We start from the raw sequence: 14,109 nt of genomic DNA on the forward strand, positions 1-14,109 counted from the left end.
GCCATCGGTGCCGTGGGTGTGGCGATGGCCGCGGACGCGGCGGTCCCGTCATTGTGACAGGACCCTTGCCGCGGGTGACCCCTCGGTGCGGCTCACGTCACACATTCCCTGGTATTTCCCCAAATACCAAGACGTCCGTCCGGTTTTCTTGGCGCCCGATAAGGTGACGCCATGCAATTCCGCCGGCTGAGCGTCCCGGACGCCTTCGAGTTCACCCCCCGGGCGTTCCCCGACGACCGGGGCCTGTTCACCGCCCCCTTCCAGGAAGACGTCTTCCGCGCCGCCGTCGGCCACCGGCTGCGGCTCGGCCAGTCCAACCACAGCGTGTCCAAGCGCGGCTCGATCCGCGGTGTCCACTTCGCCGAGACCCCGCCCGGCCAGGCGAAGTACGTCTACTGCGCCCGCGGCTCGCTGCTCGACGTCGTCGTCGACGTGCGGGTCGGCTCGCCCACCTTCGGGAAGTGGGACGCCATCCGGCTCGACGCCGGCAAGTTCAACGCCGCGTACCTCGCCGAGGGCCTCGGGCACGGCTTCATCGCGCTCGAGGACGACACCGCGATGGCCTACCTCTGCTCCGAGCCGTACAACCCGACGGGTGAACACGGGATCAACCCGCTCGACCCGGCGCTGGACCTGCCGTGGCCGTCGGACATCACACACATCCTGTCCGACAAGGACCGCGCCGCCCCGACGCTGGCCGAGGCCGCGGAGCAGGGCCTGCTCCCGGCGTACGACGACTGCGTCGCCTACTACGACAAGCTGCGTTCGGCCCACTGACCGCCGCCCGGACCGGGTCCGGCGGTCCCCTTGCCCATTTAGTATGCGCGCATATAGTCTGCTCGCATGGCACTTTACGAGTACGAGCACACCGAGACGTCCACCGCCCCCGCCGCCGCGATCTGGCCGCTCTGGGCGGACACCGCCCGCTGGCCGGAGTGGGACACCGCCGTCCGGTCGGTGGTCCTCGACGGCCCGTTCGCCGTCGGCACCAGCGGCACGATGACCATGGACGGCCTGCCGCCCATCCCGTTCACCCTGACCGAGGTCACCGACGGCCGGAGCTTCACCGACGAGACGCGGCTGCCGGACGCGCTGCTGCGGTTCGAGCACGTCCTGACCGACGTCGACGGCGGCACGGCGATCACCTACCGCGTCACCATCGACGGGCCTGACGAGCTGGGCCCGCAGGTCACCGAGGACACCCCGGACGCGATGCGCGCGCTGGCGCGGCTGGCCGAGGCTTCCGGGCGTCCGGGTGGCGGCACCTCCGGCCCGCGTGTCACGGCATCCTTGCGGGCATGACCGCCCCGGAGTCCCGCCTGCCCGGTCCCGAGCGCAGCCCCGGCTTCCTGCTGTGGCGCGTGACCCTGGCCTGGCAGCGGGCGATGCGGGCCGCGCTGGCCCCGCACGACCTCACGCACGTCCAGTTCGTGCTGCTGACCACCACGTGGTGGCTCACCCGCTCGGGGGAGCCACCGACCCAGCGACAGCTGGCCGAGCAGGCCGGCACCGACACGATGATGACCAGCCAGGTCGTCCGCAAGCTCGCCGAGCGGGGGCTCATGGAACGTGCGGACGACCCGGCCGACGCCCGCGCGAAGCGGCTCCGGATCACCGCACCGGGCCTCGAACTGGTCGCGAAGGCACTGAAGGACGTCGAGGCCGCCGACGCGTCGTTCTTCGACGGCGTCGACAGTGATTTCACGGACTCACTGGCAAAACTCAGCCCGTGAGGACGCGCGCGAATTCACTCGATCGAGCGAAATTTCGGGACATCCCCTGGGGGCGATCCCGGATGTCCTCCTCGGCCGTCCTCGCCAGGCTGGCTCCCATGAAACTTCTCGCACTGGCCGCGACCGGGGTCGCCGTGGCCACACTGGGGTCCACTCTCGCGTTCGCCTCGCCAGCACGCGCCGACGAGCTGCCGACGTTCGACTTCACCGACTGCCCGGCCCCGCCCGCGACCGCCGACCCCGGCACGTGGCGCTGTGAAGCCTTTGTCTCCCAAGGAAAACTGACCATCGACGGCTACGAGATCCCGCTCGGTGAGGTGCGGCTGACGTTCAGCGAAGGCCGGATCGACGGCCAGTACGCCCAGGCGTTCGGCGCGCTGCGGCACGCTCCGACCCGCGTCCCCGGCCTGCCCGGCACGACGATCCAGCTGCGCTACGGCGGTTTCTCGGACTTCCAGAGCAACGACGAGCGCCGCGGCGAGCTGGACATCTACGCGGTGCTGCGGAACCCGTTGCTGGGCAACGACTGCAGCATCGGCACCGCGGCGAAGCCGTTGCACACGGTCGTCCACGACGACCCGGCGGTCCCGCCCAAGGTAATTTCCCAGAACCCGGTGACGGCCTACCGCGGTGTCATCGACCCGGACCTGGCGCTGCCGGCGACCCAGGGCTGCGGCCCGCTCGGCAAGCTCGTCGACCGGCGCCTCGACCTCCCGTCGCCGTCCGGCGAGAACACGTTCGAGCAGACGTCGTACGTGCAGTACAAGCCGCTCTGAGCCCTGCCGCGGCCGGTCGTGAGTGGTAATGCGGGTTCTAACCCGCATTACCACTCACGACCGGAGGGCCACCGCGGACTTCTTCGGGGTCACCCAGATGGTGATCGTCCCGGTGACCACCGGCTTGCCACGCGCGTCGGAAATGGTCACCGGGACCGGGAGCTCGAAGCCCTCGTCGCCGAACTCCGGCAGCGCGGGCAGCGACGCCACCGCGCGCAGGCCCGTCTCGGCCTTCGCGACGTACTGGACGTCCATGCCCTTCGGCAGCCAGCGGTGCGTCGCGGGGACGGTCGCCTCCGCGAGCATGCCCATCGCGATCTCGGCGAGGTTGCAGGCCGCGATCGCGTGGAACGTGCGGATGTGGTTGTAAACACCCCACCACTTCGGGGCGCTCACTTCGCAGTGCCCGGGACGCAGCTCGCGCACCGAGGGCAGCACCGTGCCGAAGTAGGGCACGCGCAGGCACATCGCGGCGCTGAACAGCTGCTTCCCGCCGGGTTTGGCGGCCAGCTTGTGCCACAGCGCGAACGTCGGCGTCTCGGCCATGCGTCTCCCTTGCTTGCCTACTGGTCAGTAGCTAAGCAGGCGCCCGGCCGGGTCGCAACCGGCCGCCTATAGTCGGCGCGTGGCAAATCGGCTGTTCCTCCTCCGCCACGGCCAGACCGAATGGTCGGTCGACGGGCGGCACACCGGACGCACGGACATCCCGCTGACCTCGGCGGGCGAAGGCCAGGCCCTCGCGGCCGGCGGCACGCTCCGGAGCCTGCTCGGCGGGCCGTCGCTGGTGCTGTCGAGCCCGCGCAAGCGCGCGCTGCGCACGGCCGCGCTGGCCGGCCTGCGCGTCGACGAGGTCACCGAGGACCTCTCCGAGTGGGACTACGGCGACTACGAGGGCATCACGACGCCCCAGATCCGCGAGACCGTGCCGGGCTGGACGGTGTGGACGCACCCGGTCCTCGGCGGCGAAAGCGCGGACGAGGTCAGCGCCCGCGCGGACAAGGTGCTCGAGCGCGCCCGCCGTGACACCGAGGCCGGCGACGTGATCCTGGTCGGCCACGGGCACTTCAGCCGGGTGCTGGTGGCCCGCTGGATCGGCCTGCCCGCGACGTCCGGCGTCCACTTCGGACTGGACGCGGCCGGCATCGCGGTGCTCGGCGACGAGCGCGGCGAACCCCAGATCGAACACCTCAACCTGCCCCCCTCGCTGGAGGACTGACGTGCCCGACGACCGCATCCGCCGCATCCGGCCCGACGACGTCGAGGCCGCCGTCGGGCTGGTCTACGCCCTCGCGGAGTACGAACGCGCCCCGGACGAGTGCCACCTGACGACGGACCAGCTGCACGCGGCGCTGTTCGGCGAGGCGCCGAAGCTGTTCGGGCACGTGGCCGAAGTGGACGGCGAGATCGTCGGCTTCGCGCTCTGGTTCCTGAACTTCTCGACCTGGCGCGGCGTGCACGGCATCTACCTGGAGGACCTGTTCGTCCTCCCGGACCACCGCGGCTCGGGCCTGGGCAAAGCGCTCCTGGCGACGCTCGCGGCGGAGTGCGTCGCCAACGGCTACGGCCGGCTGGAGTGGTCGGTCCTCGACTGGAACCCGGCGACGGAGTTCTACAAGGCCCTGGGCGCGGTCCCGATGGACGAGTGGACGGTCGACCGCCTGGCCGACGAACCCCTCCGAGCGCTGGCCGCCCAGGCCTGACTCAGCTGGTCTGCCGCAGCCCTCGTGAGTGTTTAGGGCGGTTCTAACCGCCCTAAACACTCACGAGGAGTCAGTCCTCGTCCTGGCCTTCGCGCTCCGCGCGGCGTCCGGCCAGGCCGCCGCGCTCGGCGGCCTCCGTCTCGGACTCGCCCTCGCGCAGGCCCAGGGCCCACTCGCGGGACGGGCGGCGGAACAGCAGCACCAGCGTGACGATGCCGAACAGCGCGATCGGGACGCCCCACACCGGCTCGCCCGACGGGCCCAGCAGGTACCAGCCCAGGCCGACCACGATCAGCGCGATCACCACGCCCGGCGAGCGCGCCCAGGTCTGGCCGAGGACCAGCCCGGCGGACGCGGCCAGGAACGCCAGCGCCACGACGATGAACGTGCCGGCCTCGACGTAGACGTTGTTGCCCGGCCGCGCCGGCGTGCCCAGGCCGTTCACCAGCACGATCACCCCGAACACCAGCAGGGCCAGCGACGGCACCCCGGTGACCACGCCGGCCAGCCGGACCTCACGGGGAGCGGGCGAGAGCTTCACAGCGGGGACCTTCCGGGGGGGGGTGCTGGCCGAGTGCTTTGCGGGAGCACAGCAGACTCGACCAGGGCGAGTAACCGTGCGTGAGCTGATTGGATCGTATGCCACCCGGACGGCCGTTTTCGCGGGACCGCCCGGGCGTCGAAAATTCAGGTGTCGTCGATGAGCGGGCGGTCGGCCCGGGTGCACTTGTCACGACGAGCGGACACTCGTCACGCGAAGGAGGGCCGCCCGGCACAGGGTCACAGGTGCTGTTCGGAGCGTTGCCGGACCGGTGCTTCCGGTCACCTTGCGCCGCCGAGAGGTTCTCGGGGGCGGCAGGCGTCACCTACCCTGCGGTGGTGCGCGCAATCCTCATCGTGAACCCCCAGGCCACCTCGACCACCGCCGGTGGCCGGGACGTCCTGGCCCACGCGCTCGCCAGCCAGGTCAAGCTCGACGTCGTCGAGACGGACTACCGCGGCCACGCGATGGCCGTCGCGCGCTCGGCCGCGCGGGACGGCATCGACCTCGTCGTGGCCCACGGCGGCGACGGCACGGTGAACGAGGTCGTCAACGGCCTGCTCGCCGACGCCGACGGCGATCCGTCGCAGATCGGGCGGGTACCCGCGCTCGGCGTCGTGCCCGGCGGCTCGGCCAACGTGTTCGCGCGCGCTCTCGGCATCTCGGCCGATCCCGTCGAGGCCACCCACCAGCTGCTCAACGCGCTGGAGAACGACCGCTCACGCCGGGTCGGGCTCGGCCTGGCCGACGGGCACTGGTTCACCTTCAACGCCGGCCTCGGCTGGGACGCCGACGTCGTCGGCCGCGTCGCGAAGCGCCGGGGCAAGCAGACGACGGCCGGCCTCTACTTACGGGCCGCTGTCCGCTCCTACTTCCGGCCGCCGCTGGGCCGCCCGGCCCTCACGATCCGCGTCCCGGGTGAGGAACCCGCCCAAGCGCTGACCGCTTTCGTGTCGAACACCGATCCGTGGAGCTACCTGGGCGAGCGTCCGATCCACCTCAACCCGGGTTGCTCGTTCGAGACGGGATTGGGTCTGTTCGCGTTGAACGGTCTGGGGTTGCCCACGGTGTTCAAGCATGTACGGCGCGCTTTGGCTACGAAGAGCAACCAAAAGGGCAAGCGTCTCGTGCGTCACGACGACCTGCCGATGATCCGCATCGACGCTGCTGAACCGGTAAACTTCCAGGTGGACGGCGACCTCGTCGGTCAGAGGGCCCGGGTCGAGTTCTTCAGCGTCCCGGATGCACTCACAGTAATCGTGTGACGACGGGACAGCTGATCGCCTGCGGCAAAGTGCAATCTGCCGTTCGTCGACGCAGAAGCTCCACTCACCGCATCAGCCTTCCCTTCGAGCGGCCGTGTCGGAGAGAAACCGCAGGTCAGACGTGTCGCTCGGCCGGGTGAGCTGACTCACCGATCTTCAAGAAACACTTGTCCAACGCGGTGCTTCGTGAAAGCATTCACAAGCACCCAAAAAGACGACCGCCATTGACGACTGTGGCGCGGCCCTCCCGCGCCATATGAAGGAGCTCACGAACATGGACTGGCGCCACGACGCGGCCTGCCGAGACGAGGACCCCGAGCTGTTCTTCCCGGTGGGAACCAGCGGTCCTGCTCTGTCGCAGGTTAGTCAGGCCAAGGCCGTGTGCCACCGTTGCACCGTCGCCTCCGACTGCTTGGCCTGGGCTCTGGCCAGCGGCCAGGACGCCGGCGTGTGGGGCGGCATGAGCGAGGACGAGCGACGCGCAGTCAAGCGCCGCCGCACGCACATCGGCACGCGTACCAACGCCTGACTCTTCATCTGGCTACATCGCACAAGCTACACCCGAGCCACCAGGGAAATTCACCCGGGCTGACACTGTCGTGTCCAGGCCTTCTGTGGTGATACCTACCCGGCTCCAGCTTAACAAGTGGGGTGAAACCACCCGGCAACGGGTGCGGTGAAACCTCACCAGGACTTCAAGTCCTCCCGCGAGACGCTGAACGGCCCGGCACCTGCACCCAGGTGCCGGGCCGTCATCGTGTCGTCCCCCCAATCACGCGTGATGCCCTTCCAATCACGCGTGACGCCTGCCCAATCACGTGAGTTACGCCTTCAATCACGCGAGATCCGCACCCGATCACGCCAGAAACGCCCGGAATCACGCCGTTGACGGGAAATGCCCGGTGTTGATCATCGCGAAACCCACCCGATCGAGCGGCAAGGTCAATTCAAGCGATTGATTCAAAGCAACCAGGTGTGATTCAGAGCCGCCGGGAAAGCGGGATCCGCAACGCGGCTTCCGTCCCGGTCACCCGGGTCGCCGCCTCCTCCGTGCGCACCTTCCGTAGCGACAGCGAACCGCGCAGCTCCGACTCCACCAGGGTGCGGACGATCTGCAGGCCCAGGCCGTCGGACCGCTCCAGCGAAAAGCCCGCGGGCAGACCGCGGCCGTTGTCGCGGATGACGACGTCCAGCCAGCGCGCCGAGCGCTCCACGATCAGCTCGACCTTGCCCGACCGGCCGGCCGGGAAGGCGTGCTCGATCGCGTTCTGCACCAGCTCGGCCAGCACCATCACCAGCGGCGTCGCGATCTCCGCGACCACGACCCCGAACGAGCCCTTGCGCGACAGCCCGACCTGCGACTCGGCCGTCGCGACCTCGCCGACCATCGGCAGCACGTTGTCGAGCAGCTTGTCGAGGTCGACGCGCTCGTCGACCGAGATGGACAGCGCCTCGTGCACCAGCGCGATCGACGTCACCCTGCGCACCGACTCGGCCAGCGCGAGCCGCGCCTCCTCCGACGACGTCCGCCGGGACTGCAGGCGCAGCAGCGCCGCCACCGTCTGCAGGTTGTTCTTCACCCGGTGGTGGATCTCGCGGATCGTCGCGTCCTTCGACAGCAACGCGCGGTCACGCCGTTTCACCTCGGTGACGTCGCGGACGAGCACCAACGCGCCCGCCGCCTGCCCGGCCGGGCGCAGCGGCAGCGCGCGGAACAGCACCACGGCGCCGCGCCGCGAATCGGCCTCGGTGCGGCTCGACGGCTTACCGTCGAGGGCCTCGATGATCCGGTGCGACACCTCGGTCGCGTCGAACGGGTCGCGGATCAGCGACCGCGTCAACGGCGCCAGGCGCGTGCCGACCAGGTCGGACTCGTGCCCCATCCGGTGGTACGCGGACAGGCCGTTCGGGCTGGCGAACACGACGGTGCCGCTCGAGTCGAGGCGGATCAGCCCGTCGCCCACCCGCGGCGACGTGTGCGTGTCGGTCGCGTTGGTGCCGCTCGGCGGGAACGTGCCGTCCACGATCATCTGGCACAGGTCGCCGGCGCTGCCCAGGTAGGCGATCTCCAACGGCGAGGGCACCCGCGGCGCGGCCAGGTTCGTCTCGCGGCTCAGCACGGCGACGACGGTGCCGGCGAACGTCACCGGGATCGCCTCCCGCCGCATCGGCAGGTCGCGGTACCAGTGCGGGTCCTCTTCGCGGCAGATCCGCACGTCGCGCATGGCCTTCGCCAGCTGCGGGTGCTCCTGGACCGTGAACCGCGTGCCGACGACGTCCTCGGGGTGCGCGGTCGGCGCCGTCGTCGGGCGCGCGTGCGCGACGCACACGAAGTCGCCGCCGTCGGGCTGCAGTTCCTCGCTGACCGGGACCCAGAGCAGGAAGTCCGCGAAGGACAGGTCGGCCAGCAGCTGCCACTCGGCGACGACGGTCTGGAGGTGGTCCGCGGCCTCCCCGGGGAGGCCGGTGTTGTCGGCGAGCAGTTCGGCGAGCGTCGACACGGTTACTCGACCGTCCCGAGGACGTCGCCCTGCTGGACGCGGTCACCCTTCGCCACGGCGAGGCTGGTCAGCGTGCCCGCCTTTTCGCTCACGGCCGGCAGCTCCATCTTCATCGACTCCAGGATCAGCACGGTGTCACCCGCGTTCAGCGAGGCGCCCGGCTCCGCGACGACCTGGAGCACGGTGCCGACCATCTCGGCCCTGATCTCGGCCATCGACACCCCTCCTCGCGCGGCACCCGGACCAGCCCCATCCAACCAGAACGGGACGTCATGACACACTTGAGTGGTTGCCCCCAGCCCGGCAGGCGCCAGCGCCGCGGCCGTGGCCACTTTTTGACGACGAGGAGTAAACATGTCGAAGCGCGCCCGCAAGCGTCGCAGCCGGAAGAAGAACAGCGCGAACCACGGCGGTAAGCCCAACTCCTGAACCGGCGTCGACACCGCAAAGGCCCCCGCACTCCTGCGCGGGGGCCTTCGTCGTGCTCGGGCGCTGTTTACTCGGAGCGCTGCTCGATGCTGATCTCGGTGCGCTCGACCGTCACGCCGCCGCGCGTGGCGACGGTCTGGCGGATCGACGCGCGCAGCCGGCTCTTGAGCTCGGCGGGGGCGTGGTCGCCACCGCACTTGCGGGCCAGCAGCTGCTTGATGTGCTCGTCGATGCCGTACTCCTCGAGGCACGGCGGGCAGTCCTCGATGTGGTGCCGCAGGGCGGCGTCACGTTCGGCGCTGCACTCCCGGTCGAGGAGCAGGTAGATGTCGGCGAGCGCCTCTTCGCAGCGCACCTTGTCGGACGCGCCCTCGCACATGTCGTTCATCGCCCGGCCACCTCTTCCTTGGCGCCTTCCTTGGTGCCGCGGATGAACCCGCGCTCGCGCGCGACGTCGGCGAGCAGGTCACGCAGCTGGGCGCGCCCGCGGTGCAGGCGGGACATCACGGTGCCGATGGGCGTTTCCATGATCTCGGCGATCTCCTTGTAGGCGAAGCCCTCGACGTCGGCCAGGTAGACGGCCAGCCGGAACTCCTCGGGCAGCTTCTGCAGGGCGGCCTTGACGTCGGTGTCGGGGAGATTGTCCATCGCCTCGACCTCGGCCGACCGCAGCCCGCTCGAGGTGTGGGCCTCGGCCTTGGCGATCTGCCAGTCCGTGATCTCCTCGGTGGGCTGCTGCACCGGCTGCCGCTGCCGCTTGCGGTAGCCGTTGATGTAGGTGTTCGTCAGGATGCGGTACATCCAGGCCTTGAGGTTCGTGCCGGCCTTGAACGACGCGAAGGCGGCGTACGCCTTCAGGTAGGTCTCCTGGACCAGGTCCTCGGCGTCGGCGGGGTTGCGGGTCATCCGCATCGCGGCCGAGTACAGCTGGTCGAGCAGGGGCATGGCGTCCCGTTCGAAGCGCTCGGCGCGCTCGGCTTCGGTCGCTTCTTCCGGCGCTGAGTTCTGCGTGCTCGGCAAACCGTTCCCTTCCCGCTCGGCGTCGATGCGCGTGTACGCATACGGCGACGTCGAGTTTACGCGGGGGCCGGGCACACCGCGGGTCGCCGGTGCCTCAGGGCGGCGGCTGCTGCGAGAGCGTGTGGTGGCGAGGGTTGTGGTCACGTCCGGTACAACCGATCGGACTACCCGGGCATTCCCTAGACTTCCGTGCCATGGCTGGCAAGGGCACCCCGGCGACCGCGCTCCTGACGAAGCAGAAGGTGGCGCACAAGCTGCACGCGTACGACCACGACCCGCGTGCCGAGTCGTACGGACTGGAGGCGGTGGAGGCCCTCGGCCTGGACCGCGCCCGGGTGTTCAAGACCCTGGTGGCGGAGGTCGACGGCAAGCTGACAGTGGGCGTGGTCCCGGTCACCGGCCAGCTGGACCTGAAGGGCCTGGCGGCCGCGGCGGGCGGCAAGAAGGCGAAGATGGCCGACCCCGCGGCGGCTCAGCGGGCGACGGGGTACGTGCTGGGCGGGATTTCGCCGTTGGGGCACCGAAGCCGGCTGCCGGTGGTGATCGACGCCTCGGCGGAGAAGTTCGAGACGGTGTTCTGCTCGGCGGGCCGGCGGGGGCTGGAAGTGGAGCTGGCGCCCGGTGAGCTGATCCGGCTGACCGGCGCGGTGGTGGCCCCGATCGCGGCCTGACCTGCACAAATGCGGTCACCGCAGCCTCCGGACAGCCCCCACCCGTCCCGGGGGGCGTCCCCTGTCCAGCGTATCGGGATTCGGCGTCCGAAAAGGCTCGGCGGCAAATCTGTGGATAACCGAGAGCAATGTGGACAACTCGGCAGCGGTCGCAGACCCGGCTTCAGGTGAGCAGCGCGCGTTCCCAGGTTTCGTGGTGCCGTTCGAGGTGGTCGGCTTGGTCCTGCCACGCCTCGCCGTGCCCTTCGTTCCAGAGCTTCGTCCAAGGCTCGTTCCCGACCAACGCCTGCGCAGCCAGGAAGTCGTGCATCGACCGCGTACGCGGGGCCAGCAGGCGGAGCAGTTCACGGCGTTGCCGCTCGTCCAGGCCGTAGGCGTCGACCAGCAGCCGCAAGCGCGCGGCCTGGGTCGACGTGACGCTTTCGGGTAGCAGGGCGAAGGTCTGCGCCGTGTACGCGAGATCCCACAGCCGGGTGCCGGGCGCCGCGGTGTCCCAGTCGATGAAGGCCCAGCGCGGGCCGGCCACGAGGTTCCACGGCGCGAGGTCGTGGTGGGCGATGATCTCGGCTCCGTCGGCGGGGATGAGCACCTGCCACGACGCCCCGGCGGGCGGGACGAAGCCGGTGACCGCGTCGTGGAAGTCGCGGACCAGGCGGCCCACCGCGATCACCGCCGCGGCCGGTTCCAGCAGGTCGATCCGGCCGGGCCACGGCACGTCGCCCGGGATGAACTCGAGCACCTCGCGGCCGTGCTCGTCCAGGCCCAGCGGCCGGGGCGCGCCGGAGAAGCCGGCCGCGCGCAGGTGTGCGAGCAGTGCGTGCACCGCAGGCGTCCACGGCCCCGCGGGCCGCCGCACGGTGTTCCCCACCCGGACGACGCCGGCGTTCATGTTCCCGCCGGTCAGCGGAATCTCCTCCACGAGGAGGCGACGCTAGCGAACGCGCCGGACGTCCGCGACCGGGTTTCAGGCCAGCGGGCGCAGCACCCGCGACAGCCACTCCGTCGCCGCCCGGGAGACCTTCTCCAGGTCCTTGCCCAGGCTGTGGTCGCCGTCCACCAGGACCAGCTCCTGGTGCGGCCCCGGCTTCGGGCGGCCGAACGGGTCGCGCTCGCCCTGGATCACCAGCGTCGGGACCTCCACCGCGTCGAACTCCGGCTGGCGGGTCTTCTCCGGCTTGCCCGGCGGGTGCTCGGGGAACGCCAGGCACAGCACCGCCACCGCCTGGCCCGCGGACGCCGTCCGGCAGGCCACCCGGGCTCCCGACGACCGGCCGCCGAAGACGAACGGGAGGCCGTCGAAGCGCTCCGACAGCTCGTCGGCGATCGTCAGCCACGCCGCGTCCAGCTGGTTCGCCGGGGCCGGCGCGCGGCGGCCCGCCACCTTGTACGGCTGCTCGACCAGCGCCACGTGCACCCCGGCCGCCGTCGCCGCGCGCGTCACCGCCACCAGGTCCTTCGCGCCGATGCCGCCGCCCGCGCCGTGGCCCAGCATCAGCACCGCCACGCCTTCCTCGGCGCAGTGCAGGTAGACCCGGGCCGGGCCGTGCGCGGTCTCGATCGGCAGGGCCGTCATGACTTCGGCGCGTCGAAGAGGGCGGCTTCGTGCTGCGGGTCGACGCGGTCGAGCAGCTCGGGTCCGTTGTTGCGGACGTTGTTGACCAGGCTCGACACCGGCCGCAGCTCCAGCGACGCGACGATGTCGTCGGGCGTGGGCACCAGCAGGTCGGTGACGTCGTCGCGGTCCGGGTCCAGCCAGCCGTCCCAATGGGACTGGGGCACGATCAGCGGCATCCGGTGGTGGACGTCGGTGAGCTGCCCGGCGGCGTCGGTCGTGATGATCGAGAACGTGATCAGCGGCGCCGCGTTCTCGTCGTCCTTCGGGTGCCAGCTCTCCCAGATCCCGCCGAACGTGAGCGACGCGTCGCCCGGGCCGGTCATGTAGAACGGCTCCTTTTCCTTGCCCGTGCGGCGCCATTCGAACCAGCCGTCGGCGGGCACCAGGCAGCGGCGCGACACCAGCGCGCGGCGGAACGCCGGCTTCTCGGCGGCCGTCTCGGCGCGCGTGTTGATCATCCGCGAGCCGACGGATGGGTCCTTGGCCCAGAACGGCACCAGGCCCCACTTCATCAGCCGCAGCGAGCGCTCGGCGGGCTCGTCCTCGAGGACCTGGCCCTCGTCGTCACGCGGGTGCCGCTGCACGACGGTGACGACGTTCTTCGTCGGCGCCACGTTGTGGTCGGTCCGCGCCCGCCCTTCGGTGAGGTCGATCGCCTCGAACTCCTCGATCAGCTTCGCCGGGTCCTTCGTGGCGGCGTAACGGCCGCACATGGCCGACCTCCCTCGTGCTTCGAGCGTCCGGGAGGCCATCGTTACACGCAGGCCAGGGCCCTGGCGAGCGGCATGGGATCATTCGGGGCACCGGTGCACAGGAAGGCGGACGGTTTGGCGAGCAACGACTGGAGCAAGCTGGACGAGTCCGACGTCCGCGTCCGCCCCGGCAAGGGCACCCGCCCCCGCAGCAAGCGCCGTCCCGAGCACGCCGACGCCGTCTCCGCGATGGTCATCGGCAAGGACCGCGGCCGCTGGACCTGCGCGATCGACGCCGACCCCGGCCGGGTGATCACCACGATGCGCGCCCGGGAGATGGGCCGCACGCCGGTGGTGGTCGGCGACCGGGTCGGAGTGGTCGGCGACGTCTCCGGCAAGCCGGACACCCTCGCGCGCATCATCCGCGTCGACGCGCGCAGCAGCTCCCTGCTGCGCACGGCCGACGACACCGACCCGTTCGAGCGGCTGGTCGTCGCGAACGCCGAACGGCTGCTGATCGTCACCGCGCTCGCCGACCCGCCGCCGCGCAGCGGGTTCATCGACCGCTGCATCGTCGCCTGCTACGCGGGCGGCGTCGAGCCGGTGCTGTGCCTGACGAAGGCCGACCTCGCCAGCCCGGACGAGCTCCTCGCGAGCTACGCGGGCCTCGACATCCCGGCGATCGTCTCCCGGCACGACGAAACGCCCGAAGGTCTCGCCGAGATGCTCAAGGACCGCGTGACGGCCCTGGTCGGGCACTCCGGCGTCGGCAAGTCCACCCTGGTCAACCGCCTGGTGCCGGACGCCGACCTGGCCGTCGGCGTGGTGAGCGGGGTCGGCAAGGGGCGGCACACGTCCGTCGCCGCAGTGGCATTGCCGCTGCCGGACGGCGGCTGGGTGATCGACACCCCGGGCGTCCGCTCGTTCGGGCTGGCCCACGTGACCGCGGACGACATCGTCGACGCCTTCGAGGAGTTCGCCGCGGCCGCCGAGGAGTGCCCGTCGGGCTGCGGCCACCTCGGGCCGCCGGAGGACCCGAACTGCGCGCTCGACGACGTCGTCACCGACGGCCAGGCGGGAGCCGACCGGCTCGCGTCCCTGCGACGCCTGCTGGCCTCGCGCGGCGGCCTCGATGTGACCCGCCCCACGGAATCCTGAGACAACCG

Annotated in this window: 20 protein-coding genes; 11 read left to right on the forward strand and 9 right to left on the reverse strand. The window is 70.8% G+C overall.

What is annotated here, in order from left to right:
* Positions 1-171: 171 nt before the first annotated feature.
* The 4 genes from OHS58_RS29680 to OHS58_RS29695 all read left to right on the forward strand — a co-directional run bounded on the left by OHS58_RS29680 (position 172) and on the right by OHS58_RS29695 (position 2,509).
* Positions 172-777, forward strand: a complete 606-nt coding sequence (locus tag OHS58_RS29680; protein ID WP_326944261.1) for a dTDP-4-dehydrorhamnose 3,5-epimerase family protein — start codon at positions 172-174, stop codon at positions 775-777.
* 66 nt (positions 778-843) lie between these two features.
* Positions 844-1,302 carry an SRPBCC family protein gene (locus tag OHS58_RS29685; protein WP_328644736.1) on the forward strand — a complete coding sequence of 153 codons (459 nt, stop codon included), beginning with the start codon at positions 844-846 and terminating at the stop codon, positions 1,300-1,302.
* Positions 1,299-1,733: a MarR family winged helix-turn-helix transcriptional regulator gene (locus OHS58_RS29690; RefSeq protein WP_247057428.1), complete on the forward strand. Its 435-nt coding sequence runs from the start codon at positions 1,299-1,301 to the stop codon at positions 1,731-1,733. The genes OHS58_RS29685 and OHS58_RS29690 overlap by 4 nt, the downstream gene beginning before the upstream one ends.
* A gap of 98 nt (positions 1,734-1,831) precedes the next feature.
* The gene (locus OHS58_RS29695; protein WP_328644737.1) at positions 1,832-2,509 is read left to right on the forward strand and encodes a hypothetical protein; all 678 of its coding nucleotides are present in this window, start codon (positions 1,832-1,834) and stop codon (positions 2,507-2,509) included.
* Positions 2,510-2,563: 54 nt separating this feature from the next.
* Here the strand turns inward: OHS58_RS29695 and OHS58_RS29700 are convergent, their stop codons facing one another.
* A complete protein-coding gene (locus tag OHS58_RS29700) occupies positions 2,564-3,055 on the reverse strand; it encodes a hotdog fold domain-containing protein (RefSeq protein WP_328644738.1) in 492 nt (163 codons plus the stop codon).
* A 79-nt stretch (positions 3,056-3,134) separates the two neighbouring features.
* Between OHS58_RS29700 and OHS58_RS29705 the strand changes: the two genes are divergently transcribed.
* Positions 3,135-3,725, forward strand: coding sequence for an acid phosphatase (locus OHS58_RS29705; protein WP_326944264.1), 591 nt, complete (start codon positions 3,135-3,137; stop codon positions 3,723-3,725).
* 1 nt (position 3,726) lies between these two features.
* A complete protein-coding gene (locus OHS58_RS29710) occupies positions 3,727-4,209 on the forward strand; it encodes a GNAT family N-acetyltransferase (RefSeq protein WP_328644739.1) in 483 nt (160 codons plus the stop codon).
* A 70-nt stretch (positions 4,210-4,279) separates the two neighbouring features.
* On the opposite strand, the gene OHS58_RS29715 is transcribed toward OHS58_RS29710, so the two are convergent.
* A complete protein-coding gene (locus tag OHS58_RS29715; RefSeq protein ID WP_326944266.1) occupies positions 4,280-4,750 on the reverse strand; it encodes a hypothetical protein in 471 nt (156 codons plus the stop codon).
* Positions 4,751-5,088: 338 nt separating this feature from the next.
* Between OHS58_RS29715 and OHS58_RS29720 the strand changes: the two genes are divergently transcribed.
* Together OHS58_RS29720 and OHS58_RS29725 are read left to right on the forward strand one after the other, a co-directional pair.
* Positions 5,089-6,015 (forward strand): diacylglycerol/lipid kinase family protein, encoded by a 927-nt coding sequence (locus OHS58_RS29720; protein WP_328644740.1) that lies wholly within the window; start codon positions 5,089-5,091, stop codon positions 6,013-6,015.
* A gap of 274 nt (positions 6,016-6,289) precedes the next feature.
* Positions 6,290-6,544, forward strand: a complete 255-nt coding sequence (locus tag OHS58_RS29725; protein WP_247057443.1) for a WhiB family transcriptional regulator — start codon at positions 6,290-6,292, stop codon at positions 6,542-6,544.
* A 451-nt stretch (positions 6,545-6,995) separates the two neighbouring features.
* On the opposite strand, the gene OHS58_RS29730 is transcribed toward OHS58_RS29725, so the two are convergent.
* Complete coding sequence (locus tag OHS58_RS29730; protein WP_247057445.1) at positions 6,996-8,516, reverse strand: sensor histidine kinase; 1,521 nt, start codon at positions 8,514-8,516, stop codon at positions 6,996-6,998.
* 2 nt (positions 8,517-8,518) lie between these two features.
* Positions 8,519-8,731 (reverse strand): biotin/lipoyl-binding carrier protein, encoded by a 213-nt coding sequence (locus OHS58_RS29735; protein WP_326944268.1) that lies wholly within the window; start codon positions 8,729-8,731, stop codon positions 8,519-8,521.
* 139 nt (positions 8,732-8,870) lie between these two features.
* On the opposite strand from OHS58_RS29735, the gene OHS58_RS48820 reads away from it, so the two are divergent.
* A complete protein-coding gene (locus OHS58_RS48820; RefSeq protein WP_371827656.1) occupies positions 8,871-8,945 on the forward strand; it encodes a 50S ribosomal protein bL37 in 75 nt (24 codons plus the stop codon).
* Positions 8,946-9,012: 67 nt separating this feature from the next.
* Here the strand turns inward: OHS58_RS48820 and rsrA are convergent, their stop codons facing one another.
* Entirely contained in the window at positions 9,013-9,333 is a 321-nt protein-coding gene (rsrA, locus tag OHS58_RS29740; RefSeq protein WP_247057449.1) for a mycothiol system anti-sigma-R factor, read from the reverse strand.
* Complete coding sequence (locus tag OHS58_RS29745; protein WP_326944269.1) at positions 9,330-9,965, reverse strand: sigma-70 family RNA polymerase sigma factor; 636 nt, start codon at positions 9,963-9,965, stop codon at positions 9,330-9,332. The genes rsrA and OHS58_RS29745 overlap by 4 nt, the downstream gene beginning before the upstream one ends.
* Before the next feature lie 194 nt (positions 9,966-10,159).
* Here OHS58_RS29745 and ybaK point away from each other — a divergent pair, with 194 nt between their 5' ends.
* Entirely contained in the window at positions 10,160-10,636 is a 477-nt protein-coding gene (gene ybaK / locus OHS58_RS29750; protein ID WP_328644741.1) for a Cys-tRNA(Pro) deacylase, read from the forward strand.
* A gap of 163 nt (positions 10,637-10,799) precedes the next feature.
* Here the strand turns inward: ybaK and OHS58_RS29755 are convergent, their stop codons facing one another.
* Genes OHS58_RS29755 through OHS58_RS29765 form a run of 3 tightly spaced genes read right to left on the reverse strand, consistent with a single transcriptional unit; the run spans position 10,800 to position 12,964 of the window.
* Positions 10,800-11,555: an aminoglycoside phosphotransferase family protein gene (locus OHS58_RS29755; protein WP_328644742.1), complete on the reverse strand. Its 756-nt coding sequence runs from the start codon at positions 11,553-11,555 to the stop codon at positions 10,800-10,802.
* A 45-nt stretch (positions 11,556-11,600) separates the two neighbouring features.
* Positions 11,601-12,209, reverse strand: coding sequence for an alpha/beta hydrolase family protein (locus tag OHS58_RS29760; RefSeq protein WP_247057457.1), 609 nt, complete (start codon positions 12,207-12,209; stop codon positions 11,601-11,603).
* The gene (locus OHS58_RS29765; RefSeq protein ID WP_328644743.1) at positions 12,206-12,964 is read right to left on the reverse strand and encodes an SOS response-associated peptidase; all 759 of its coding nucleotides are present in this window, start codon (positions 12,962-12,964) and stop codon (positions 12,206-12,208) included. Before OHS58_RS29765 ends, OHS58_RS29760 begins: the two co-directional genes overlap by 4 nt.
* A 114-nt stretch (positions 12,965-13,078) precedes the next feature.
* Between OHS58_RS29765 and rsgA the strand changes: the two genes are divergently transcribed.
* The gene (gene rsgA, locus OHS58_RS29770) at positions 13,079-14,101 is read left to right on the forward strand and encodes a ribosome small subunit-dependent GTPase A (protein ID WP_328644744.1); all 1,023 of its coding nucleotides are present in this window, start codon (positions 13,079-13,081) and stop codon (positions 14,099-14,101) included.
* Positions 14,102-14,109: the final 8 nt, after the last annotated feature.

The sequence above is a fragment of the Amycolatopsis sp. NBC_00348 genome (assembly GCF_036114655.1).
Classification (GTDB): domain Bacteria; phylum Actinomycetota; class Actinomycetes; order Mycobacteriales; family Pseudonocardiaceae; genus Amycolatopsis.